Origin of the sequence: Vitreoscilla massiliensis (assembly GCF_001457815.1) — a bacterium.
GTDB lineage: Bacteria > Pseudomonadota > Gammaproteobacteria > Burkholderiales > Neisseriaceae > Vitreoscilla > Vitreoscilla massiliensis.
On sequence record NZ_LN898217.1, the window covers coordinates 163487 to 185908 of the forward strand.

Consider the following 22422-nt stretch of genomic DNA (forward strand, 5'->3'; position numbering starts at 1 on the left):
GCACGGTGGTGATGTTGGTGTGTTTGCTTCTTTATTCATTGGAAAAAGGTTTTGTGATGAAAAAATTCATGTTGTGGATGTGCTTATTGGGCGCGACCCCTGTTTTTGCTGAAAACACGGTCACAGAAGTGTTTAATTACGAGTCGTTGATGGCGCAAGCGCAGGCCAATCCTGCCGAGTTAAACGAAAAACTGGCGCACGACATGGTGTTGGAAATCCAGCCCAAAGACTATAAATTCACCACCTTCAAAAACATCCTCATCCTCAGCAAGGGTGAACACGAAGCCGACCCGCAAAAAATCAAATTATTGGGTTTGTATTTCGATAACAACAGCCGCGCAACCTTAAAAAACAGCAAAACCGTTAGGGTGTCCTGCGCCAATAACCGTGCCAAAGTCGACCAAACCGTGTTAATCAGCTTGGAAGCGTGCAAAGTCTTGTAAGCCTTGCCGTCACCTTGCACATACAAAGTATTGCTATACGATGTGCATGTACAATAATCGCCATGACTGCTATGTATATGCATAAAAAGCGGCCTGTAAACATTTACAGGCCGCTTTTTTATCTCTCAAGCTGTTAAATCCGCATCAACGGTATTTCGCCAATTGCGCTTTGATTTGTGGCAAGGCTTTGCGGGCGGCTTCTTCGCCGAGTTTAATCGCTTGGTCGCGCTGGTTAAAGCCGCCGACCGCGCCCAATTTTTGCACTTGCGGGGTGATGACGACGTTGGCTTTTTTCAACTCATTGTTGAGAGCGGCCACGCTCATGATGTTGAGGCTTTGGTCTAGCTGCGCCAAGAAGCCAGTCGCGCCTTTGGCTGGGCGTTGTGAAATGTCGACGGCGATGACAAAGTTGGCGCCCATATTGCGGGCAGCGGTGACAGGCACAGGAGCGGTGAGGCCGCCATCGACGTATTTGTGACCACCGATGACGGTAGGCTGGAACACATTCGGAATGCTCACCGAGGCGCGCACGGCTTGGCCGGTATTGCCTTGGGTGAAGTTCACCATGCGGCCTGTACCGAATTCGGTGGCCACGGCGCCGAATTTAATCGGCAATTGTTGCAATGGGCGGTTTTTCACCTTGGCATTGATGAAGTCTTGCAGCTTTTGGCCTTTGATAAAACCGCTGGTCGATAAGGTCAAATCCACCAAATTGGTTTGGTCGAGAATTTGCGCTTCCAATTCCAAACGGTCTGGGCTCATGCCTGAAGCGTACAAGCTGCCGACCACCGCGCCAGCACTGGTGCCGGTGACGATGTTGACAGGGATGTTGTTTTCGCGCAGCACCTTGATCACACCGATGTGGGCGAAGCCTTTGCTGGCACCGCCACCCAAGGCCAAACCGACCACGGCTTTGGGTTTGGTTTGTACCACATTGGTTGGCGATTTCGAGGTGTTGGTCGTGCCACAAGCGGCCAAGGCCAGCACCATGGCGGTACTCAGGAATACATTCTTATTCATGTCTACTCTTTATCAATAAACAAACTATTGGGGTTTGGACGGATAAAAGCTGATTAAAGACTCATTCTCAGGCAAAAGCAATTTTTTCACCGCATGGCCAAACACGATTTCCAAGGTCACGCCACTGAGCTCACCGCTCTGTATCGCTTGGTTGACGATGGTTTGCGCGCTTTCTTGCTCATCGTCGCTGATTTGCAAGGCTTGCCAAACTTGCAACACTTCCATGTCGCGCCAGAAGCGTTGTGGGTTTTGGTAGGTTAAGTGGATGCGGTCGACGTCCATGACGGGGTCGTAAAAACCATGGTGGAACAACATGTCGCCCAAGTCGTGCATGTCGATGAAGCGTTTGTCGCTGATGCCGATGCCGTGGCCTTGCAACAAGCGCACGATTTCGCGCAAGGTGTCGGGGCCAAAATGGGTGAAATACAATAAGCCGTCTTTGCGCAACACTTCTGACCAATGATCGAACAATTCGGTTGGCTCATAATGGTGGACAAAGGCCAAATTGCTCCACAATAAGTCGGCGCTGGCGGTTGTGCCAATTTGCAATAACGAGCCTTGCACTTGCACGGTTTTCTTGCCCAACAGTTTTTTCCACATCGAGCGCTTCTTGGCGCGTTCGGCCGCGCTCAATTCCAAGTATTCAGGCCGCTCGTCCAATTCGGTTAACTGCGCTTGTGGGTAACGTTGGTGTAAGGCGTGGTGACTCAAATCAAAGTCGGCACCGATGATGGTGATGTCTTGCGGGGCGTCTTTCAAAATGCTCAAACGCTCATCCATTTGTGCAACCAAACGTTGGTGGATAAACCAATCGTTTTCTTGCCAATCAAGCTTCATGCTGGCTCCAAAATTCTTGTAATGCCGCCGCCATCAATTGCGGATGCGAAATAAACGGGGCGTGGACTGCTTTTTTAATCAATAACAGGCGCGCATGCGCCAAATGCTGGCGCAAATATTCACCCAAGCGCGCAGGGGTAATGGTGTCTTTGTCGCCGTACACGCACAACACGGGTACGCTGATGCGCGCCAAATCGGCGCGCAAGTCGGCATGGCCAGCGTATTCTTGCGCGCTTTGTAAGGCGGTCGGTGCGGCGTAAGCCGTGACCGCTGGCAATATGGCTTGTACCGCCGTCTTGCGCTCAGGTGTGTACAGGATTTGCAATTGCAAAAACTGCGTCATGGTCTTGGGATAATCGGCCTGAAACACCGGAATCATGCCCAAAAGCTTCGATTCTTTTAAACCTGCCTCATAACCATCGGCCTGTAACAATTTCGCAAACGTTGCACACAAACACAGCGATGCCACTTTGTCAGGATGGCGCAGCGCCAATTGCATGGCCACTTGCCCGCCCAAAGACCAAGCCACGACATTGGCAGGCACGTCTATTTGCGCCGCCAATTCATCGGCAAACGCGGCGGCATCAAAGTGCGTGCGCACATCGGCACCGTGACCAGGCAAATCGGGAGCGAGGATGGGAACATCGGGCAAATACTGGCGAAAATCATCATACACATGGTGATTGGCCGCCCAGCCGTGGATTAAGACGATGGGGGAGGTTAGGCTCATGGTGTGTCTTTGCTTAAATCTGGCACTGCACTGAGGCAGACGCCACAACGGCGGCTATTATGCCACGATTTGCTTAAGCAGTTGTATTTGTGTGCGGATTGTGCCACTGTTTTGCGCTGTGGATAAGCTGTTGGCGCCAGAGGGTTTATGCAAACATATTACAAATTATTGCCGCCTTTGTGCACGGGCGAGGTGCTGATACAGACCAGACACAGGCACAAATGGACAGATTATTTTATTGGCGCCACTGACCAAGCACTGGGTTTGGATGGGGCGATATTTGATGCCAGCATCGACCATAGCTTGCTGCAAGCTGGACGGGTGGATTATTTGGATGTGGCTGCGTATGTACCGGCTTTGTCGGAACGGGCAGTATCGCTACTGCCAGCAGACTGTGTGCGTGAATTGGCTTTGCATGAAGTCAATATTGTGTGTACTGGGGGCAGTGCGCGCTTTTACGCCTTCAAAGCCTTGCGCACATTGCCATTGCTGGATGCATCGCGTTGCCAATTTCTGAAGCTTGGGCCTGTGCAGCATTTGCAGAAGCCGGCATTTTTACCTCTAGACAGCGATTTTTATGTGGCCAGAGACGTTTACAGGCCGCAATTCATTGCCTATTCAGCGCCATTCATCGCCTAGATAGCAGCGCAGCAATTGGGCATTGCCTATCTACCATTCCCCTCTTAAAGCATCGTGCGTGTGTTTAGGCGGCCTGTAAGGGTATTGGCTGCGATTGCGGTGGTGCGCAACGCAAGTCATATGCTTATCTTTATCTCCCTTGTTATCACATGCCAGTGCTGCTCTGGTGAACGCGGCTTGGTTCTTGCAATCAGAGAGGAAATAAGGCGTGTGGGTGTACCACCGTCTGATGGTAACTCAATAGATAGGAGGTCGGTGATGGGCTGGACTGGTTTGAAAACTCACATGGCGCAGTGGCTGCCACCGCCACTTTGTCTGTTGTGTGATGGGGTGGCGACGCATGCGCATGCGCATGCGTGTGACGATTGTTGGGCCTTATTACAGCGCCTGCGCACGGGCAGCGATGTGTGCCCTTTGTGTGCCAAACCCAGTTTACAGGCCGCTGTGTGTGGCGAGTGTCAGCGCCATCCGCCGCATTTTGAGCGTTTGTGGGCCAGTTACCGTTTGGCTTGGCCGCTGCACAGCGTCATTGCCGCTTACAAATACCAACAACAATGGGCACATGCCCGTGCTTTGTCTGCATGGATGGCGGCAGCACCGCCGCCGTGGCTGTCTGCTGTCGCCATAGATGAGGTCGTCGCCATGCCTTTGAGCCGTGTGCGCTTGCTAGAGCGTGGCTACAATCAGGCCGCCGCCTTGGTGCAAGGTTTGCAAGCTCAATCGTCGTTAATATGTTCCTACTCTAATTCTGTTTTTATCGAACGCCAACACCGGCCGCCTCAATCTACATTAAAACATGATGAACGCATGCGAAATATCCGCGGTGTTTTTGCACTTAAAACGGATGTTAATAAGCGTAACCTGTTGTTAATCGATGACGTAGTGACCACATCTGCAACACTGAATGAATTGGCGCGAACGCTAAAAACGGCGGGGGCTGCGTCGGTGTCGTGTTGGGTATTGGCGCGGGCGTAAGTGCAAAAAATTTGACCTGAAAAGTGATGTATTGCATAGTGACGTCTGCCTAAGTGATTGATTTAACTGTTTTGCTGTAAAAATTGGCTCTAATTTACACACTGAGAGCCGGTTTAAAACAGGGAAAATTTGGGCATAAAGCCACGTTTTTTTGTTGCAACTGTGCAGCGGATTTTTGCTTAGCAAGCGGGTTTTAAAACACACACCATCAAGCTGATTGTCCATGTTTTAGTTTGTCTCTTGACTTTAGGATGAATGCTCAATCCTGCCTTGATGTACACACTTATCCACTCAAGAAAGTAGCCAAGTTTGTCTAAGAAGAATGTCTTTTTCTGCACAGTTGCCGCCGTTGCAATCAGCAGTACGCTCATCAGCCACGCTGTGGCCGATACCAACAAAACCAGCAAGAACACCATTGCGATGCCTAGCCAAAAAGCGATGGCCACCCAATTGAAACTTGCCAATCAAGCTGGCCGTGTACACATGCTGACCCCCGACTCGGTCATTCGTGCTGAGAAACTTCATCCAAGTGCCAATTTAAGCTATCAGGTTAAAGGTACGCGTTACCAACCGATTCAAAAAGTTTCAAATTTCAGTCAAGAGGGCAAAGCCTCTTGGTACGGTAAACAATTTCATGGCCGCAAAACAGCTTCGGGCGAGCGCTATGATATGAATGAAATGACTGCCGCTCACCGTACTTTGCCGATTCCGAGCTATGCCAAAGTCACCAACTTGGCCAATGGCAAAGAAGTCATCGTGCGCATCAATGACCGTGGTCCCTTCCACAGCAACCGTGTGATGGACGTGTCGTTCGGTGCAGCGAAAAAATTGGGCATGGTCAACACCGGTACCGCCCGCGTGCGCATCGAACAATTGGTTCCTGGCCAATTGGCGCAAGCAGATGCTCAACCAATGTTTGTCAGCTTACAAAAGTTTGATCAAGTGCAAGACGCGCAAGCATATTTGCAACGTGTGAACGCTTTGGTCAGCAAAGACAACCATGGTAAAAAAGTGAGCATGGTGCGTGAAGGTGGAAAATATGTGGTTCAGGTAGGCCCGTTCCAGAGCCAAGAAAAAACTGAACCCATCAAACAAGCAATGTTAACCGCGCTGTAAGGTGTGGACATTGTAGAAGCGGCCTGTAAAACATTTACAGGCCGCTTTTGTATGCGCGTTCGTTGTGGATTGGAGTTTTAAGCTGCAAAAGCTTGGGCAAACCAGCTTAACATGCCTGCGCGTTTGTGACGGGTGTCGTCGGTGTGCAATTGCTGCATGGCGGCGATGCGCTGCTGAATTTGCTTGGCATTGGCAAAGCTGTCGCGCTCGATGTGGGCTTTTAAGGCTTCCAAGATGCTGAGGATGAAGTTGTTCAAGGCATCGCTGTGTTCGATTTGATTGAGCAAGTGTTTGGCCGAGGCATATGCATCGTCCCACAGCGACAGTTTCACCGCGTGTCGGCCCAATTCATACCAAATCACATAGCGGTGCACTGGCTCGTTCACAAACAAGGTGGTGTGCGGCACCGGGTCGGGCAGGGTGATGGCTTTCTTGGCCACTTCCAAACCCAGTTGATGGCGCTCCAACACATACAAATACTCGGCAATCAAGCCCAAGGCTTCGGCGTTTTGCGGCATGGCATTGTAAGCATTCCACCACGCTTCCAGCGTTTTGGCGCTGTCATTGAGTTTGCGGTACTCGGTGCCCAAGGCGATGTAGCTGAAACGCACTTCTTCGCCGACTTTGCTGCACAATTCAATATTGCGCTCATACCAAGCGGCGGCTTGTTCGGGTTGGTTGCAATCGCGGTAAGACTGGCCGCAATAATAGGCATAACGGCGCTTGAGGGCAGGATTTTGCTCTTGCGCAAAGGCCTCTTCCAACATGCGCGCATCGTCCAAATACTTGTTGGGGTTTTGATTGCGCGCGCCAAAGCGGCCTGAAATCACATGGTAATCGCCTTCAATATAGGCTTCGTTGGCGGTGGCGGCATTCTTGGCGGTAATCACCTCATGCAAGACACCCACCCATTCGCACGAGCCATCGTTTTTTACCAGCAAACGCCGTGGATAACGGGTGGTGCGCACCATATTGGTGAGGTAGAAATTGTACAAAGTGGCAGTAAGCGTTTCGGGCAGTATAAACGTACCTTCAAAACGGTCATCGGCATCAAAGAAAAAGGCGTAATCGCTTTTGCCTTGCGCCGCTTGCAAGGCCAGTTCGCGGTTGTGGCCGAAGTTTTTCCATTCGTGTTGCAACAATTCACCGGGGATGCCGCGCTGTTGGAAAAATTCGCGTATCACCTCTTGGGTACCATCGTTAGAACCTGTGTCGGCGATGACCCAATAATCAAGGTGGATGTGCGCCAAGACATTGGTCAAGGTGTCCACAATGATGGAGGCTTCATTTTTGACAATCATGTTAAGACAGATGGTACTCATAAGCGGCCTTATTCGGTTAACTCGAACATGATACACAAATTCCCGCCGCCCAATCGGGTGGCAAGGCGGCGTAGGCTTGATATTCGGGCTGCTCGTCGTATGGATGCGACATCACCAGCGCCAATTCGTGTACGCCACTGGCGTCCCCTTGCTGCGCTTGCTCAATAGCGGCCTGTAACAGGTATTGGCGCAACACATATTTGGGATTGACCGCGTTCATGGCGGTGGCGCGTTCGGCATCGCTTAAGCTTTCGGCCTGTAAACGTTGGCGGTATAAGGTCAACCATTGCTGCAAACCCGCTTCGGGCAGTGGCCACAGCGCAGCCAAGTCGGCCGGAATGTCGTTGCCATCGCGGCTGACTTGGCTCAATAAGCGCATACACAAACTGTAATCCACGCGCTGCGCCGCCATCGCTTTCAATAAACCATCAACCAACTCTTGGTCGCCGTCTACAGGCCGCATCAAACCGAGTTTGGCACGCATGCGCGCCAAATACGCCTGTTTGTATTGCGCCACATAATTGTTCAATACTTCCACCAATTCGTCTTCGGTGGCCAAAGGCAGGAAGCACGAGGCCAAACATGACAGATTCCATTGCACGATGGACGGTTGCGCATGGTAGGCGTAACGGCCTTGGGTGTCGGAATGGTTGCAAATGTGGTGCGGGTCGAAGGCATCGAGAAAGCCAAACGGGCCGTAGTCTATGGTCAAACCCAGCGCCGACATATTGTCGGTATTGAGTACACCGTGACAAAAACCGACGCTTTGCCACGCTGCCACCAATTCGGCGCTGCGCAAACTGATGGCGGCAAACATGGCCAAATACGGATTGTCGGCCTGTAAACATTCCGGATAGTGTTGTTCCAGTAATAAGTCTGCCAACAATTGCCCATCGGTGTTTTGGCCGCGGTGATACCAATGTTCAAAATGGCCGAAGCGCAAAAACGATGGCGCGATGCGCGTGACCACGGCAGCAGTTTCCGCTTGTTCGCGGTAAACGGTATCGGGTGAGCCCATTAAAGCCAGTGCACGCGTGGTGGGGATGCCCAAGGCGTGTATGTATTCGGAACACAAATACTCACGTATCGACGAGCGCAATACCGCCCGACCGTCGGCGCGGCGTGAATACGGTGTTGCCCCTGCGCCTTTGAGTTGGATTTCCCAGCGCTGGCCTTGTGGATCGCTGATTTCACCCAATAACATGGCACGGCCATCGCCCAATTGTCCGGCCCAAATACCGAATTGGTGGCCGCTGTAGACGGTGGCAATAGGCGTTTGTGGCGGGCTTGCCAAGCTGCCAGCGAGCCACAAGCATTTGTCTGCGCTTAATGCTGCAGCACTTGGCAGACCCAGTTCTGCTGCCAAGGCATCGTTATAGGCCAGCAACGTGGGTGCGTGCACAGGCTGGACGGGGATGTGGCTGTAATGGTGCTCAGGCAGGCTGAGCAAACGCGAAGGCAATGTGTTCATGATGTGGACTTTGTGCGGTTGAGGACGGCGGTGACGCCTGACAGATGATAAACAATATGGGGGCGCAGGCGGTGAAATAAAAGCCGCGCTGATGGTGGTCGTGCTAAGGGCTGTGCTTGGCGTTGTGGGCGCCATTGTGGCGGGCTGGTCTAGCGCATTTCGTGTTAATTTAAAATAAATGTTTGAAATCAAAAATTAAACGGTAGTAATGTGCGCTCATCGGCTTGAACTCATGCCACATCTGCCAGTCCTAGAAGTGCATTATTTCCCTTATTTTGGCCGCCGAGTTTGGCGGCTTTTTTTGTTGGTTGAGAGGCCAAATTATGCGGCCTGTAAGCGTTGTCTGATCTGCCATTCAGCAAGATGCGTTTTAACGCGATGGCAGCGTGTATTACAGCATGATGCGCATTTTTTATGGCGATGGGCAATGGCCATAAATCCAATATTCTGCACCAGATTATCGCCTATAATGGCGCCACATATTGATGATTTTTCAACTGAGGATGCATGCCCATGGTGTCATGGTGGTTTATCGGTTTGGTCAGCGGCATTTTGTTTACGCCTGGGCCGACCAATACCTTGTTGGCCACAGCCGGTTTGCAGCGCGGCTGGGGGCAGGCGTTGCGTTTGATTCCGTTTGAACTGCTCGGTTATGTGGTGGCCATCAGCGTGTGGGGTTATGGCATGGCGCAATTGACGGCGTGGTTGCCACAATTGCCAACGGTGATGAAAACCATCAGTGCGCTGTATTTGGCGTTTTTGGCCATGCGGCTGTGGCAACACGCGCAAGCGGCCGATCAGGTGCTGACAGGCCGCATTTCTGCCAAGACCTTATTGGTGGCGACGCTGCTCAATCCCAAAGCCTTGTTGTTTGCCACCGCGGTGTTTCCGGCGGCAACATGGCAGTCGTGGGCAGGATATGTGACGGTAGTGGGCGAATTTGCGCTCATGGTCGCGGTGGCGGCGGTGTGTTGGATTGCTTTGGGGGCGAGCATGCGCCAACCGCAACATCCGTGGTTGAAACAAGCGCATTTGCAACGCGTGGCGGCGTGTGTGTTGTCGGCGTTTGCACTGGCCTTGTTGTGGTCGGTATTGCCGGCTGATTTATTGGTTTGAGTGGCAGATGTAATATAAAAAAGCGGCCTGTAAACGATTTACAGGCCGCTTTTTCATGCTTGCTACAGGCTTATTGCCATTGTTCCCATTCAATCACCGCTTGCGCTTCGTCGCTGATGAGCGTCCATTCGCCGTCCATGATGTTCAATTGCAAGTCCATACCGCGTGTGCACAGCGCTTGCACGGCTTCGGTGGAAGCGGTTGACAAAGCCCACACGCTGACATTGTTCAGTGTTTTGAGTTTGCTGCTTTTTTGATACCAATCTTGGGCGGTACTGCCGTAGGCGACCACGGCCACACGTTCACAGCGGGCGCTGGCTTTTCTGACCTTGTCTTCATCGGGCAAACCGACTTCAATCCACTGCGTTAACATGCCCGTCAAATCGTGTTGCCACAATGCCGGTTCGCCGGTTTCAAACAAGTCTTTGGTGAATTCCAAGCCTTCGCTGTCAGGCGTGGCGAAGCGGCAATACGCCAGTAAGCGCACCATCAAGCGTTCTTCGGTTTCGGATGGGTGGCGCGCCATCGTCAGCGCAAAATCGCCGTAAATGTGCTCGTCCATATTGGCGACGTTGATGTTGGCTTTGTATATGGTTGCTTTGAGTGCCATTGCTGCAGTCCTAAAAAATGTGCGCACAGCATATAAGATTTTGGCGGTGGCGTCAGGTTTAAGTAGCCTAGTCTTGCGAAAACAGCAAGATAGCGTGAGAGACAGATGAAAAAGCGGCCTGTAAATCGTTTACAGGCTGCTTGAATGTGTACAGCAGGATGGCTTATTCGACCACGATTTTTGGGAAGCGGCCGCTGAAGTCACGACCCATATCGGCCACTTTCAAGGCCACTTGCCATGCCGCTTGTTGGTACAAATCGGCAATCGCGTGCTCTTGCGCATGCAATTGCGCGCCCAGTCCGGCGTCCATCGCCTCGCGTATCGGCAAACTCAACGGCAGTTGTGCCAACAAAGGCACGTTTAATTTGTCTGCCAAGGCTTTGCCGCCGTCGCTGCCAAAAATCGCTTCGGCATGGCCGCAATTCGAGCACACATGCATGGCCATGTTTTCAACAATGCCCAAAATCGGAATGTTGACCTTGTTAAACATGTCGACTGCTTTGCGCGCATCGAGCAAGGCGATGTCTTGCGGCGTGGTCACGATGACTGAGGCGGTAACAGGGATTTTTTGTGACAACGTCAATTGCACATCGCCGGTGCCTGGTGGCAAGTCGATGAACAAATAATCAACCTCGTCCCATTGGCTTTGGAACAGCAATTGTTGCAAGGCTTGGCTGACCATGGGGCCGCGCCACACCACGGCTTGGTCGGTGTCTATCATAAAGCCGATGGACATGGTTTGGATGCCGCTTTCAGACACGACTGGGATGAATTTGCCGTCGCGCTGCTCGGGTTGCAAACCGGCCACGCCCAACATCGTGGGTTGGCTAGGGCCGTAAATGTCGGCATCAAGCACGCCAACACGCGCACCCATATTGCTCAAGGCGATGGCCAAATTGGTGGTGGTGGTGGATTTGCCCACGCCGCCTTTGCCCGAAGCCACGGCGATGATGTTTTTCACGCCGGCAATGGTGTTCACGCCTTGTTGCACTTTGTGCACGGCAATATTGCTGTCGATTTGCAATTGAATGTTGGCAGCGGCATGGCCGGTTGCGGCGGCGATGGCGTCGGTCAATGCGGCCTGTAAATGTTGTGCGGGATAGGCAAAGCGCAATACCACATGTAAATCGCTACCGCGCACGTCGGCGCTGACCAAGGCTTTTTCAGAGCCAAGACTGCGTTGGGTATGGGGTAAGGTGATTGCCGCAATGGCGGTTTGTATCGGGTCCACGAGCGTGCCTTTTCTGAAACGGATAGTGAGGATGAATGTGCCCTCAGATGGGGGCAAAATCAGCAGAAACAATATGGTTTTACATTGTAAGCTTTACAGGCCGCTTTTTCCTGTGAGGACAAAAATTTGTTATCCTTACGCCTTGAAATACGAAAGAACATTATGAGCAGCAATATTTTGGTGGTCGGCAGCATCAACATGGATTTGATTACGGTGTTGGCGCGTTTTCCTAAAGTCGGCGAAACCTTATTGGGTGAAACCTTTACCACCGCTTTGGGTGGCAAAGGTTCCAATCAAGCCGTGGCCGCCGCGCGTTTGGGCGCACAAGTGGCGATGATAGGCGCGGTCGGTGACGATGCCAATGGCGACGTTGCCTTGAAAATTTTGCAACAAGAAGGCGTAAATTGCAGTGGCATCGCCGTTAAAACCGGCATGAGCACCGGCATTGCCAGCATTACCGTGGCCGAAGGCGACAACCACATCATCGTGGTATCGGGCGCCAATTTTGCCTTGAACCCAGCCGACATCGCTGCGCACGAAGCCTTGTTTGCCGCTGCCGATGTGGTGTTGTGCCAATTGGAAATTCCTATGGATTGCGTGCTCTTGGCGGCGCAATTGGCCAAACAACACGGCGCGACTTTCGTGCTCAATCCTGCACCGGCGCAAGCCTTGTCAGCAGAATTATTGGCCTTGGTCGATGTGATGACGCCTAACCACACCGAATTAAAACAGGCGTTTACCTTGGCCGAAGCTGCCAGCGATGCCGACATCGCCGCTATCTTGCCAGCGCACATGCAATTGGTGATGACCGCAGGCGCGAACGGTGCCAGCCATTACAGTGCCGCCGGCAAACGCCATTGGCCTGCATTCAAAGTTGAGGTGGTGGATACCACCGGCGCGGGCGATACCTTTAATGCCGGTTTGGCCGTGTATTGGGCGCAAGGCTTGGATGTGGCGATACAGCACGCGCAAGCAGCAGCAGCTTTGGCGGTGCAAAAACTGGGCGCACAAACAGCAATGCCCACAGCGGCAGCCGTGGGCACGTTTATCCAACAACAAGCGCAATAATATTCAATATTACAGACGCGACAATTCAGATTGCATGGCAGAAATGCTGGCGCGACGGTCGGCCACTTGGCGTTCCAATTGGCTGGCATTTTTGCCTGATTTGCGCGCACTGGCCAAATTGCTTTCAGCGGCACGCAGTGCCGCTTTTTCACGGTTCAATTCATTGCGCACGATTTGCGAGCGCGTCAATTGTGGTTTCACTGCCACAGCTTTTACCGGTGCTGCGCGGTAAGCGGTTTTGGTTACTTGGGCCGCAGGCTGGTTTTTCACTTTGGTTTTCACGGCCACAGGCTCGCTGTGACGCAAATCCACTTTCAGCGCCACCTCTTTGGCCACCGGTTTGGGCAAGATGGCCACATCATCGGTTAAGGCAATCAAGGCTTGGTCTACGGCCAAATTAGAAGTGGTAGAGGCGGCCATGGCTTGGTCTGCTGCGGTCGCCGCTTGGGTGCTTAAATTGTGCTGGCGCACGCACACGCTGGTGGTGGCATTTTGCTGGCTGGCAGCACAAGGCAGCTGCGCAGGCTGAGACGCTACTGCACCGGTCAGTGAGAAAGTGGTGAATAAACAGGCCAATACGGCATGGCGACGACGAAGTATGTGCATGATTTTGATTATGATGCTAAAAATTAAAAACCAATGAATTATAAGGCTTTTTTTGTTTACTGGTGCGCCGTTCATGCAAAGCTGCGTTAAAACCTGCCAAATCGGTCGGCTCGTTGTTGCAGCGCCTGAAACTGAGTAATTACCTGTGTTAGAATTGGCCTCATTTGTGGCTTGTATGGACCGGTGATGAGGTTAGAAGTTCGGGAGAAGGTGTTCAAACCAATGCGACGTTTGGGCTTGTTGATAATGCCGGTGGTATTGTGTCCCGTGAGTGCGTGGGCATCCGAGGTGGCTGTCCAAGACGGCTTAAGCGGCATTAAACAAGCCAATTGGGGCAATGTGACCATTACCGCCCGTCCTTTGGCGGTGGCCGAACAAGAGGTGGTGAATGAGCGCAAGAAAGCGGCCGGTAAAGATGGCAAGGAAATTGAATTGCCCAAGCCGAGTGAATTGCAATACCCAATTAGCATCGAAACCGAAGACAAAGTCGCCACCGAGATGTTGAATGAACATTTGCCGCTGATTGTACAGCAGCAAATGAACACCACCATCGATGCCGAACAGTTGCAATTCTTAATTGAAGACACGCCGCAAGACGCCAAAGACATGCTCGATACCTTGGGCTATTTTAATGCCGTGGTGACGGTGGCACCGCATGAAAAAGGCTATGTGGTCAAAGTGGCCTTGGGCAAACGCACCATGATAACAAGCGTGACCATGAACTTGGCCGGCCCGATTTTGGACGATGAGAAATTGGGTGAGTATTACGCCAATGCCATGGAAGGCTGGACGGCGCATGTGGGCGAACCGTTTTTACAGGACGCTTGGAGCAGCAGCAAAAGCGCTGCCGTCAGCGGTGTGCGTCGCAAGCAATACCCATTGGCACGCATGACCCATTCCAAAGCCACCATAGACCCTGTCGAGAATTCGGCCAAAATGGAAGCCGAAGTCACCAGCAATCAAGCCATCTTCTTTGGCGAATTAAAAGTCAACGGCACCGAGCGTTATCCAGAGAGCATCGTGCATAAACTGTCCAAATTCAAAGCCGGCGACCCTTACGACAGTGATCAAATCGTCGATTTGCAAAACGCCCTAGAGCAAGACAGCCATTACAGCGGTGTGTTTGTGACGCCCAAATTCGACCAATTGCAAGGCGACCGTGTGCCCATGGAAGTGACGGTACAAGAAGTGCCGCGGCAAAAATTCGATGCCGGCTTAAGCTACGATTCGGAAGAAGGCCCTGGTATCCGTTTGGGCTATGAGCATTACAATGTGTTTAACCGTGGCTATGTCGGCTCCAGCTTTATGTCGTATAACAAATACGAGCAAAGTTTCGGTGTCGGTTTGAGCCAGCCGCGTGAAGTCGATGGTTCTTACAATACCGCCGCCATCAATTACAAAAATGGCACGGTGCAAAAAGTCAAAATCGCCGCTTGGAATGCGGGGGTATGGCATGTGAAAGAGCGTGAAAACAGCGAAATGCGCTTGGGTTTGGAGTATTACCGTGACGACAGCTATGTGGAAAACGGCCCCGACTATGGCATCAATTACGCCGCGATGTTGACCGCGTCGTGGCGTTACAACACCATAGAAACCAAGGCGCGACCACAGCGTGGCTATTTTGTGTCGGGCAAAGTCGGCAGTACCGTCGGCAATTTATTATCCAGCGCTTCGATGCAAATGGTGAAAGCCGATGCCGCGTATTATTACACCCCTGAAAAGAAAAAATACGGGACATTTATCGTGCGTGGCCAAGGTGGCTTGGTCAATGTCAGCGATGAAATGAATGCACCGCAATCGCTGTTATTCCGTACCGGTGGCGCCAATTCGGTGCGCGGTTATGAATATGAAAGCTTGGGCATACGCGGTTACGATGATGCGGTAATGGGCGGTAAAGTCATGGCCACCGCCAGCTTTGAATACCAATTACCGATTAAGCAAGACTATGCCTTGGCCATTTTCCACGACATGGGTGGCGTGTCTAACAACATCAATGACTTTACCTTGAAACACGGTACGGGATTGGGTGCGCGTTGGTACAGCCCGTTTGCACCGATTGCGTTTGACATCGCCTATGGACACGATGACCAAAAAATTCGTTGGTACATAGGCCTGGGCACCCAGTTTTAATCCCATGCAGTTTTTACAGGCTGCTTATGGGCCTGTGTTCATTTATCAGAGTATTTCAGAGTTTTGAGTATGGTGTATGAGCCAAATCAGTGTAACGAATGAAGATTTAGAACCACAAGCAGCACCCACACCACCGCCGCGCAAACCGGTTTCCAAATGGCGGTGGTTGAAGCGTGCGCTGTGGTCATTGTTGGCGCTGGTGGCGGTGTTGATGTTGACTTTGGTATGGTTGACCAAGACCGAATCGGGCTTGCGTTTTACCTTATTCCGCATCCCCGCTTGGTTTGGGGTGGAAATTACTGCCGACAAATTGTCTGGCTCGGTGTGGAATGGGTTTAAAGGCGAAAACTGGGTGGTGAAAACCGAGGGCGCCAATATTAACTTGCGCAATCTGAACATCGATTGGGCTTCGAGTGAGTTGTTTTCGCGCACCATCCATGTGCGCAAAATCGACATCGGTGAAATGCACATCGATGTGATGGCGGCCGAACCGCGTCCGAAGCAAGAATCGAAATTCCCTGACAGTCTGCGTCTGCCTGCCAATGTGCATTTGGACGAGGTCAACATAGACAAAATTACCATGGGCAAAAACCACGATGTGATTTTGAACCAAGCCAAACTGAACTACCATTACCAGCACGGCCAGCCGCACCGTTTGAACATAGACAAACTCGACAGTGTGTTTGGCATGGCCGATGGCCATGTGTCTTTGGGTGAGAGCAAACCGTTTGCCACCGATGCCAAACTGAATGTATTGGGCAGCCGCGACGGCATTACCGTGCAAGGTGGGGTAGGCCTCAGCGGTGATTTGGACGATACCTTGGTCAAAGGCAAGTTCAGCGGCCAAGGCGTGAATTTGGACATAGACGGCAAGCTGCATCCGTTTGCCAAAACCTTGAATGAGCAGTTCGACCATTTGAATATTGCTGGCGAAGGTTTGAACCCAAAAACCATCATTCCAACCTTGCCCGAAGCCGAATTGAAACTGAATTTGGCCATAGAACCGATTGCCGGCAGTAATGAATTGTCGGGCGTGTTGAATGTGCTCAACAGCAAGCCTTTGCCTGCCGATGGCAATGGCATTCCGGTAAAAAGCGTCGATGGCCAATTCAAACTCGACCACGATGGCAAGCTGGTATTGGCACCATCGCGCATCACCACCTTGCAAAAAGGGGTACTCACTGCCGCCGGCACAGTGGACGTGCCCAAGCAGCAATTGGATTTGGACGTGGGTTTGGCCAGCTTGACTTTGGCAGACGTGATTCAAAACCCGATGGCCGGCACGCTCAATGGCAATATTGCGGTATCGGGTCAATTCGATACGCCGCAAGCCGATTGGCAGCTAAAAACCGAGCGTTTGCAGTCTACAGGCCGCTTTAACATGATTAAAGACCGTGAAAACGGTCAGCAAAGCTTGAAAGTCAGCCATGCTCGCATCGCCACGCCCGATGGTGGCGCATTGGGTGTGGCCGGCACGATGAATTTGTACAAAGAGCAGGAAATCAAGCTGGCCTTGGTCAGCCACCGTTTCAATCCGGCGGCCTTGTCTAAGGATTATCCACAAGGCAATGTCAATTTGGACGCACGCGTGCTTGGTACTTTGGCCGGTGGTCCGGTGATACGCACGCTATTGGACTTGGGCAACAGCACGCTTTCCGGCGCGAAATTGATAGGCAATGGCGATGTGGTGTTCCAACAGCAACACCTGAGCCGCGCCAACCTCAATGTCTTGCTCGATGGCAACCGCATCAAAACCGATGGCAGCATCGGCAAGGCTGGCGACAAATTGAATGTCGACATCCACGCGCCGCGTTTAGACCAATTTGGTTTTGGCTTAAGCGGCTTGCTCACCGCCAAAGGCCATGTGGCCGGCGACCCGAAAAAACTCGACATCCAATTGGCCGGCACGGCCCAAGGCTTGAAATTCCAAGACGCGGTCAATGTGCAGCAATTGCGCTTTGATGTCAGCGCCTCACCCGACATGGCAGCACCGATGAAAGTGGACGTGCACGGTAACACCATGAAGTTCGGTGGCACTGCCGTCGATGTGATTAATTTGGGCATCAAAGGCACGGGTCGCAATCACAGCATACAGGCCGATGGTGGCTTGAGCATGGACAACAAACCGTACAAATTGAACTTGGCTGCGGCCGGTGGTTTGGACGACAAAATGCAGTGGAAGGGCGCGGTGTCTACCTTGGACATCAGTGGTGCTTTCAATGCCAAATTGCGCAACCGCATGCAGCTGGAAGCCGGCAGCGAACGCGTCAGCATGAGCAGCGCGGCATGGGGCTTGATGGGCGGCAGCTTGAATTTGCAAAACTTTGTGTGGGAAGCAAAAACCGGCTTGCGCACCAAAGGCAGCGCTACTGGCTTGGACATCCGCCAAATCGACAATTTGGTGCACATACCGATAGAACAAAACGTCATCATCGGTGGCGATTGGGATGTGTCGTATGGCCGCAATATGGCCGGCTTCTTGCGCTTAAACCGCCAATCCGGCGACATTACCTTGCCACAGCGCAAGCAAATGTTGGGCTTGAGCCGTTTGCAAACCGACACCCGTTTTGCTCCAGGCAGCATCAATACCAAAGTCGACATCGTTACCCAATACGCGCGTGCCAATGGGCAGGTGAACATCGGTCAAAACTATGGCAGCGCCTTCAGCAATGCGCCTTTAAGTGGCGGCTTGAATGTGGTGATTGATGACATCGCCCGCGTGCGCAATTTCTTGCCAGTGGGCATGGAAGTAACAGGGCGAGCGCAAGCCAATATCCGTTTGGGCGGCAGCGTCGGTGCGCCGACCTTGTCGGGGCCGTTTACCGGCAGCAATTTGAGTTATTTGGACCGTTCAAGCGGCCTGTATTTGAAAAATGGCAGCTTGCAATCGCATTTCTCTGGTCAGTCGTGGATTATTGAAGGCTTGACCTTCCGTGAAGGGGCGGGCTCGGCGCGTTTGCATGGTCGCGTGAATTTGATTGGCACCGATCCCGATGTGGATGTGAAAATCACTTTGGATCGTTTTGAAGCCTTATCGAAACCAACGCAGCAATTGACCTTAAGCGGCGAAGCCAATTTGCTGTATTTGCCGGTGAAAGGCTTGACCTTAAATGGCTTGGTTAAAGTCGACCGTGCGCGGTTTGATTTCCCCAAATCCAGTGCGCCGTCGCTCAGCGATGATGTGGTGGTATTGGGGCGGCCTGAAAAAGAACAATCGACCAGTACGCCGATTAATTTGGATTTGACCCTCGATTTGAACAATGCCTTCCGCTTCAATGGTCAAGGCTTGGATGTGTTGATGGGTGGGCAGCTGCGCTTGTTGGCCACGCCGGGCGACGATGTCAAAGGCCAAGGTCAAATCAAAGTGGTGCGTGGTCGTTACAAAGCCTATGGTCAAGACTTGATCATCCGCCGCGGCTACATCACCTTTATTGATGAGTTGAGCAATCCGACCTTGAACATCCGCGCCGAGCGTCGCGCCTCACCCGTGGGTGCTGGTGTGGAGGTGACCGGTAGCTTGGACAAACCAAACACGGTGTTGGTGGCCGATGAAGCGATGAGTGACAAAGACAAATTGTCGTGGCTGATTTTGGGTCGACCGTCTTCGGGCGACAGTGACGATGCGGCTATCGCCGCGGCAGCGGGCGCATGGTTGGCAGGCAATATCAATGATAAAGTCGGTATTGTAGATAATATTGGTTTGGAAACCCGCCGTACCCGCAATACCCAAACCGGTGAAATGAACGCGGCCGAGCAGGTGATTAATGTCAGCAAGCGCTTGACCAACAAACTCAGTGTTGGCTATGAATACGGCTTGACCAGCGCCGAATCGACGGTGAAACTGATTTATTATATCAGCCGTTCTTTCCAAGCCATTGGGCGCATCGGTTCTTACTCCAGTGGCGGCGAAGTGCGTTATACCCGTCGTTTTGATTAATGAATGAGCAGTGTTCAAGCGGCCTGTAATTACAGGCCGCTTGTGTTTCAGAAAGTGGCACACCATGTTATTAGGTGTTTATCAGTTGTTGTGGCGCGTGGCGCCGCCGTTGGTGCGGCGCTATTTGCGCAAGCGTGGGCGTTTGGCGCCGGCGTATTTGCAGCATTGGGACGAGCGTTTCGGCCAGCCTTATCCTGAACCTGTACAAGGGGCGATTTGGATACATGCGGTGTCGGTAGGCGAAACCCGTGCCGCCGCGCCTGTCATTGCCGCTTTGCAACAGCATTTCCCGGCTGCGCCGGTGTTGTTGACGCAAATGACGCCGACTGGCCGCGCCACCGCCGAGCAATTGTTTCCCGACGCGCAATGCCGCTATTTGCCTTATGACCGACCCGATTATGTGGCGCAATTTTTGCAAGAGCACCGCCCTTTGTTTGGGGTATTGATGGAAACCGAATTGTGGCCGCATTGGATTATCGGCGCAGCGCAGGCGCAAGTGCCGTTGTTTTTGGCCAATGCACGGCTGTCAGAAAAATCCTTACAAGGCTATCAAAAAGCCGCGTCTTTGTTCACACCCGTCATGCAAAAACTCACCGCGGTGTTTGCACAAACCGAGGCCGATGCGCAGCGTTTACAGCAATTGGGGGCACAGCAAGTCAGTGTGTGTGGCAACAGCAAATACGACATTGTGCCACCGGCCAGCGCCATGACGTTGGCTGCCGAATTTAAAACCCGCATCGGCGCGCGGCCTGTCATTGTGTGCGGCAGTACCCGTGTTGACAAGCAAGGGGTGGATGAGGCTGAGTTATTGTTACAAGCATGGCAAGGCGCAGACAGCGAGGCTTTGTTGGTGATTGTGCCGCGCCATCCTGAGCGTTTTGAGGCTGTGTTTCAGGCCGCCTTGCAATTGGGTTTCAAGGTGCAAAAGCGCAGTGATGGCGCTGCCGTTGCCGCTGATACCCAAGTGTGGATAGGCGACAGCATGGGCGAATTGTTTGGCTATTATGCGTGCAGCGATGTGGTGTTTGTCGGCGGCAGCTTGGTCGATACCGGCTGTCAAAATGTGATAGAACCGATTGCCTGCGGTAAGCCGACGCTGTTTGGTTTTTCCACTTACAATTTTCAGGCCGCTTGTGCTGCTGCTTTGGAAGCGGGCGTGGCCAAGCAAGTGAACAGCCCTGATGCATGGCGCACAGCCATCTTGGACTTGTTGCAAAACCGCCCAGAACAAGAACAGATGCAACAACAAGCACAAGCGTTTATCCATACCCATCAAGGTGCGAGTGCGCGCATTGCTGAACAAATAGCCTATTGTTATCGCAAGCCTTAGTCTGATAGCATTGATTTGGATGAACACTGCATACATGACAGTGCAGTAAAATAGGCCGTGCTTGATTGTGTCCACACAACTATCACGGTAAACTCTAGCCACTAAAATTAAGCTTTTCTTGTAGATTAGAATGAATTCACTATTTGACGTAAAATCCGCCCGACTCGATGTGCTGTCCTTGCAATTGCGCAATGATGATTTTGGCCAGTTGGAAACCGCCTTAGAGCAGCGTTTAAAGCAATTGGGAGATTTTGCGTCCATGCCATTTGTGCTGGACTTGGAACAAGTCACCAATGCGGCCGATTTGCCCATGGACAAACTCATCCGCATGTTCCGCCGCCATGGTTTGCAATTGGTGAGTTTGCGCCACCACGATGACAGCGTGGCGCAATTGGCGGCCAAGCATGGTTTGTCATTCAGTGTGTTGCCTGAGAGCGCTGCCGATATCCAAGTACGTGCCACTGCGGCGCAAATGGCACCGATTATGGCAGAGCCTGTTGCTGCGGTGGTGACCACACCGGCGGCTGAAATTGCCACAGAAACAGAATCAGGCTTGCTAAGCGACCGTTTGGCCAAAGAAGCCAACATCACCAGTTTCTATGACAAACCGAAATTGGCTGAGCCGATTGCCGATGTGCCTGCCAAACCGACGGTGGTGATACGCCAACCGATACGCACCGGCCAGCAAGTGTATGCGGAAAATGCCGATTTGATTGTATTGGCCATGGTCAGTGTGGGCGCGGAAATCATTGCCGATGGCAATATCCATGTGTACGCACCGTTGCGCGGTCGTGCCTTGGCCGGCGCAGGTGGCAATAAGAAAGCACGCATTTTTGTACAGCACATGCAGGCCGAGTTGGTGTCGGTAGCAGGTGTGTACCGCACGTTTGAACAGGATTTACCCGCTGATTTGCGCAATCAAGCGGTACAAGTGTATCTGGAAGACGATAGGCTGGTTGTGAGCGCACTTAACGCTCATTAAATCGAAGACATGATTTTAAAAACTCAGTAAGGAACGAATTGTGGCAAAAATAATTGTCGTAACTTCAGGTAAGGGTGGTGTGGGCAAAACCACAACCAGCGCCAGTATTGCCAGTGGCTTGGCACTTCAAGGACACAAAACCGCAGTCATAGACTTTGACGTGGGTTTGCGTAATTTGGATTTGATCATGGGTTGTGAGCGCCGCGTGGTGTATGACTTGGTCAATGTGATTCAAGAAGAAGCGACCTTGAACCAAGCTTTAATCAAAGACAAGCATTGCGATAATCTGTACATTTTGCCAGCGTCACAAACACGCGATAAAGATGCCTTGAACCGCGATGGTGTCGGTCGCGTGCTGAAAGAATTGACCGAAAACATGGGCTTTGAATACGTGGTGTGCGATTCGCCTGCCGGTATTGAGCAAGGCGCGTTAATGGCTTTGTATTACGCCGATGAAGCCATCGTTACCACCAATCCAGAAGTATCGAGTGTGCGCGATTCAGACCGCATCTTGGGCATTTTATCCAGTCGCAGTCGTCGTGCTGAAATGGGTGAAGAGCCGATTAAAGAGCACTTGTTGATTACCCGTTATTCACCATCGCGTGTGGTAACCGGTGACATGTTGTCGGTGGATGACATCACCGATATTTTGCGCATCCCATTATTGGGCGTGATTCCTGAATCAGGCGCGGTATTGCAAGCTTCTAACTCAGGTTCGCCAGCCATCCATTTGGCCAATACCGATGTGTCGGAAGCGTACAAAGATGTGGTGGCACGGTTGACGGGCGAAAGCCGTCCAATGCGTTTTTTAAACGATGAGAAAAAGGGTTTGTTAAAACGCTTGTTCGGAGGATAAGGT

General features: G+C 52.1%; 19 protein-coding genes. 11 read left to right on the plus strand and 8 right to left on the minus strand.

Translation table 11 applies throughout. The features are described from left to right. Nucleotides 1-56 precede the first annotated feature (56 nt). Complete coding sequence (locus BN3003_RS03060) at nt 57-443, plus strand: hypothetical protein (RefSeq protein ID WP_147645314.1); 387 nt, start codon at nt 57-59, stop codon at nt 441-443. 144 nt (nt 444-587) lie between these two features. On the opposite strand, the gene BN3003_RS03065 is transcribed toward BN3003_RS03060, so the two are convergent. From BN3003_RS03065 to bioH, 3 genes are read right to left on the minus strand one after another with little or no spacing between them, the layout of a single operon-like run. Then, a complete protein-coding gene (locus BN3003_RS03065; protein WP_058305267.1) occupies nt 588-1463 on the minus strand; it encodes a patatin-like phospholipase family protein in 876 nt (291 codons plus the stop codon). A 24-nt stretch (nt 1464-1487) separates the two neighbouring features. Further along, on the minus strand, nt 1488-2300 hold the full coding sequence (locus tag BN3003_RS03070) for a methyltransferase domain-containing protein (RefSeq protein ID WP_058305268.1): 813 nt from the start codon (nt 2298-2300) through the stop codon (nt 1488-1490). Continuing rightward, entirely contained in the window at nt 2290-3030 is a 741-nt protein-coding gene (bioH, locus tag BN3003_RS03075; RefSeq protein WP_058305269.1) for a pimeloyl-ACP methyl ester esterase BioH, read from the minus strand. Before bioH ends, BN3003_RS03070 begins: the two co-directional genes overlap by 11 nt. A gap of 147 nt (nt 3031-3177) precedes the next feature. Here bioH and BN3003_RS03080 point away from each other — a divergent pair, with 147 nt between their 5' ends. From BN3003_RS03080 to BN3003_RS03090, 3 genes are all read left to right on the plus strand, one after another. Continuing rightward, nucleotides 3178-3669: a hypothetical protein gene (locus BN3003_RS03080; protein ID WP_058305270.1), complete on the plus strand. Its 492-nt coding sequence runs from the start codon at nt 3178-3180 to the stop codon at nt 3667-3669. 258 nt (nt 3670-3927) lie between these two features. Further along, on the plus strand, nt 3928-4644 hold the full coding sequence (locus BN3003_RS03085) for a ComF family protein (protein ID WP_058305271.1): 717 nt from the start codon (nt 3928-3930) through the stop codon (nt 4642-4644). A 438-nt stretch (nt 4645-5082) separates the two neighbouring features. Next, entirely contained in the window at nt 5083-5760 is a 678-nt protein-coding gene (locus BN3003_RS03090) for a septal ring lytic transglycosylase RlpA family protein (protein WP_407701088.1), read from the plus strand. A 77-nt stretch (nt 5761-5837) separates the two neighbouring features. Here the strand turns inward: BN3003_RS03090 and BN3003_RS03095 are convergent, their stop codons facing one another. Both BN3003_RS03095 and BN3003_RS03100 read right to left on the minus strand, forming a co-directional pair. Beyond that, complete coding sequence (locus BN3003_RS03095; protein ID WP_082625513.1) at nt 5838-7082, minus strand: glycosyltransferase; 1245 nt, start codon at nt 7080-7082, stop codon at nt 5838-5840. 16 nt (nt 7083-7098) lie between these two features. Further along, a complete protein-coding gene (locus tag BN3003_RS03100) occupies nt 7099-8553 on the minus strand; it encodes a protein adenylyltransferase SelO (protein WP_058305273.1) in 1455 nt (484 codons plus the stop codon). Nucleotides 8554-9066: 513 nt separating this feature from the next. Between BN3003_RS03100 and BN3003_RS03105 the strand changes: the two genes are divergently transcribed. Beyond that, nucleotides 9067-9669: a LysE family translocator gene (locus BN3003_RS03105; RefSeq protein WP_058305274.1), complete on the plus strand. Its 603-nt coding sequence runs from the start codon at nt 9067-9069 to the stop codon at nt 9667-9669. A 70-nt stretch (nt 9670-9739) separates the two neighbouring features. Here BN3003_RS03105 and BN3003_RS03110 read toward each other — a convergent pair whose 3' ends face one another. Both BN3003_RS03110 and apbC read right to left on the minus strand, forming a co-directional pair. After that, nucleotides 9740-10279, minus strand: a complete 540-nt coding sequence (locus BN3003_RS03110; protein WP_058305275.1) for a YaeQ family protein — start codon at nt 10277-10279, stop codon at nt 9740-9742. A 163-nt stretch (nt 10280-10442) separates the two neighbouring features. Continuing rightward, on the minus strand, nt 10443-11510 hold the full coding sequence (gene apbC / locus BN3003_RS03115) for an iron-sulfur cluster carrier protein ApbC (RefSeq protein ID WP_058305276.1): 1068 nt from the start codon (nt 11508-11510) through the stop codon (nt 10443-10445). Nucleotides 11511-11672: 162 nt separating this feature from the next. On the opposite strand from apbC, the gene rbsK reads away from it, so the two are divergent. Next, entirely contained in the window at nt 11673-12578 is a 906-nt protein-coding gene (gene rbsK, locus BN3003_RS03120) for a ribokinase (protein WP_058305277.1), read from the plus strand. Between the two features lie 9 nt (nt 12579-12587). Here rbsK and BN3003_RS03125 read toward each other — a convergent pair whose 3' ends face one another. Next, on the minus strand, nt 12588-13184 hold the full coding sequence (locus BN3003_RS03125; protein WP_058305278.1) for a hypothetical protein: 597 nt from the start codon (nt 13182-13184) through the stop codon (nt 12588-12590). A gap of 186 nt (nt 13185-13370) precedes the next feature. On the opposite strand from BN3003_RS03125, the gene BN3003_RS03130 reads away from it, so the two are divergent. The 5 genes from BN3003_RS03130 to minD all read left to right on the plus strand — a co-directional run bounded on the left by BN3003_RS03130 (nt 13371) and on the right by minD (nt 22419). Beyond that, the gene (locus BN3003_RS03130) at nt 13371-15314 is read left to right on the plus strand and encodes an autotransporter assembly complex protein TamA (RefSeq protein WP_082625515.1); all 1944 of its coding nucleotides are present in this window, start codon (nt 13371-13373) and stop codon (nt 15312-15314) included. Nucleotides 15315-15390: 76 nt separating this feature from the next. Then, on the plus strand, nt 15391-19251 hold the full coding sequence (locus BN3003_RS03135; protein ID WP_058305280.1) for a translocation/assembly module TamB domain-containing protein: 3861 nt from the start codon (nt 15391-15393) through the stop codon (nt 19249-19251). A gap of 64 nt (nt 19252-19315) precedes the next feature. Next, nucleotides 19316-20581 (plus strand): lipid IV(A) 3-deoxy-D-manno-octulosonic acid transferase, encoded by a 1266-nt coding sequence (gene waaA / locus BN3003_RS03140; protein WP_058305456.1) that lies wholly within the window; start codon nt 19316-19318, stop codon nt 20579-20581. A gap of 130 nt (nt 20582-20711) precedes the next feature. Next, entirely contained in the window at nt 20712-21563 is an 852-nt protein-coding gene (gene minC, locus BN3003_RS03145) for a septum site-determining protein MinC (RefSeq protein ID WP_082625516.1), read from the plus strand. 40 nt (nt 21564-21603) lie between these two features. Further along, nucleotides 21604-22419 carry a septum site-determining protein MinD gene (gene minD, locus BN3003_RS03150; protein ID WP_058305282.1) on the plus strand — a complete coding sequence of 272 codons (816 nt, stop codon included), beginning with the start codon at nt 21604-21606 and terminating at the stop codon, nt 22417-22419. Nucleotides 22420-22422: the final 3 nt, after the last annotated feature.

Bases quoted from the DNA above. Each gene is read 5' to 3' on its own strand.
- BN3003_RS03060 (WP_147645314.1), top strand. From the start codon at position 57: ATGAAAAAATTCATGTTGTGGATGTGCTTATTGGGCGCGACCCCTGTT.
- BN3003_RS03065 (WP_058305267.1), bottom strand. From the start codon at position 1,463: ATGAATAAGAATGTATTCCTGAGTACCGCCATGGTGCTGGCCTTGGCC.
- BN3003_RS03070 (WP_058305268.1), bottom strand. From the start codon at position 2,300: ATGAAGCTTGATTGGCAAGAAAACGATTGGTTTATCCACCAACGTTTG.
- bioH (WP_058305269.1), bottom strand. From the start codon at position 3,030: ATGAGCCTAACCTCCCCCATCGTCTTAATCCACGGCTGGGCGGCCAAT.
- BN3003_RS03080 (WP_058305270.1), top strand. From the start codon at position 3,178: ATGCAAACATATTACAAATTATTGCCGCCTTTGTGCACGGGCGAGGTG.
- BN3003_RS03085 (WP_058305271.1), top strand. From the start codon at position 3,928: ATGGGCTGGACTGGTTTGAAAACTCACATGGCGCAGTGGCTGCCACCG.
- BN3003_RS03090 (WP_407701088.1), top strand. From the start codon at position 5,083: ATGGCCACCCAATTGAAACTTGCCAATCAAGCTGGCCGTGTACACATG.
- BN3003_RS03095 (WP_082625513.1), bottom strand. From the start codon at position 7,082: ATGAGTACCATCTGTCTTAACATGATTGTCAAAAATGAAGCCTCCATC.
- BN3003_RS03100 (WP_058305273.1), bottom strand. From the start codon at position 8,553: ATGAACACATTGCCTTCGCGTTTGCTCAGCCTGCCTGAGCACCATTAC.
- BN3003_RS03105 (WP_058305274.1), top strand. From the start codon at position 9,067: ATGGTGTCATGGTGGTTTATCGGTTTGGTCAGCGGCATTTTGTTTACG.
- BN3003_RS03110 (WP_058305275.1), bottom strand. From the start codon at position 10,279: ATGGCACTCAAAGCAACCATATACAAAGCCAACATCAACGTCGCCAAT.
- rbsK (WP_058305277.1), top strand. From the start codon at position 11,673: ATGAGCAGCAATATTTTGGTGGTCGGCAGCATCAACATGGATTTGATT.
- BN3003_RS03125 (WP_058305278.1), bottom strand. From the start codon at position 13,184: ATGCACATACTTCGTCGTCGCCATGCCGTATTGGCCTGTTTATTCACC.
- BN3003_RS03130 (WP_082625515.1), top strand. From the start codon at position 13,371: ATGAGGTTAGAAGTTCGGGAGAAGGTGTTCAAACCAATGCGACGTTTG.
- BN3003_RS03135 (WP_058305280.1), top strand. From the start codon at position 15,391: ATGAGCCAAATCAGTGTAACGAATGAAGATTTAGAACCACAAGCAGCA.
- waaA (WP_058305456.1), top strand. From the start codon at position 19,316: ATGTTATTAGGTGTTTATCAGTTGTTGTGGCGCGTGGCGCCGCCGTTG.
- minC (WP_082625516.1), top strand. From the start codon at position 20,712: ATGAATTCACTATTTGACGTAAAATCCGCCCGACTCGATGTGCTGTCC.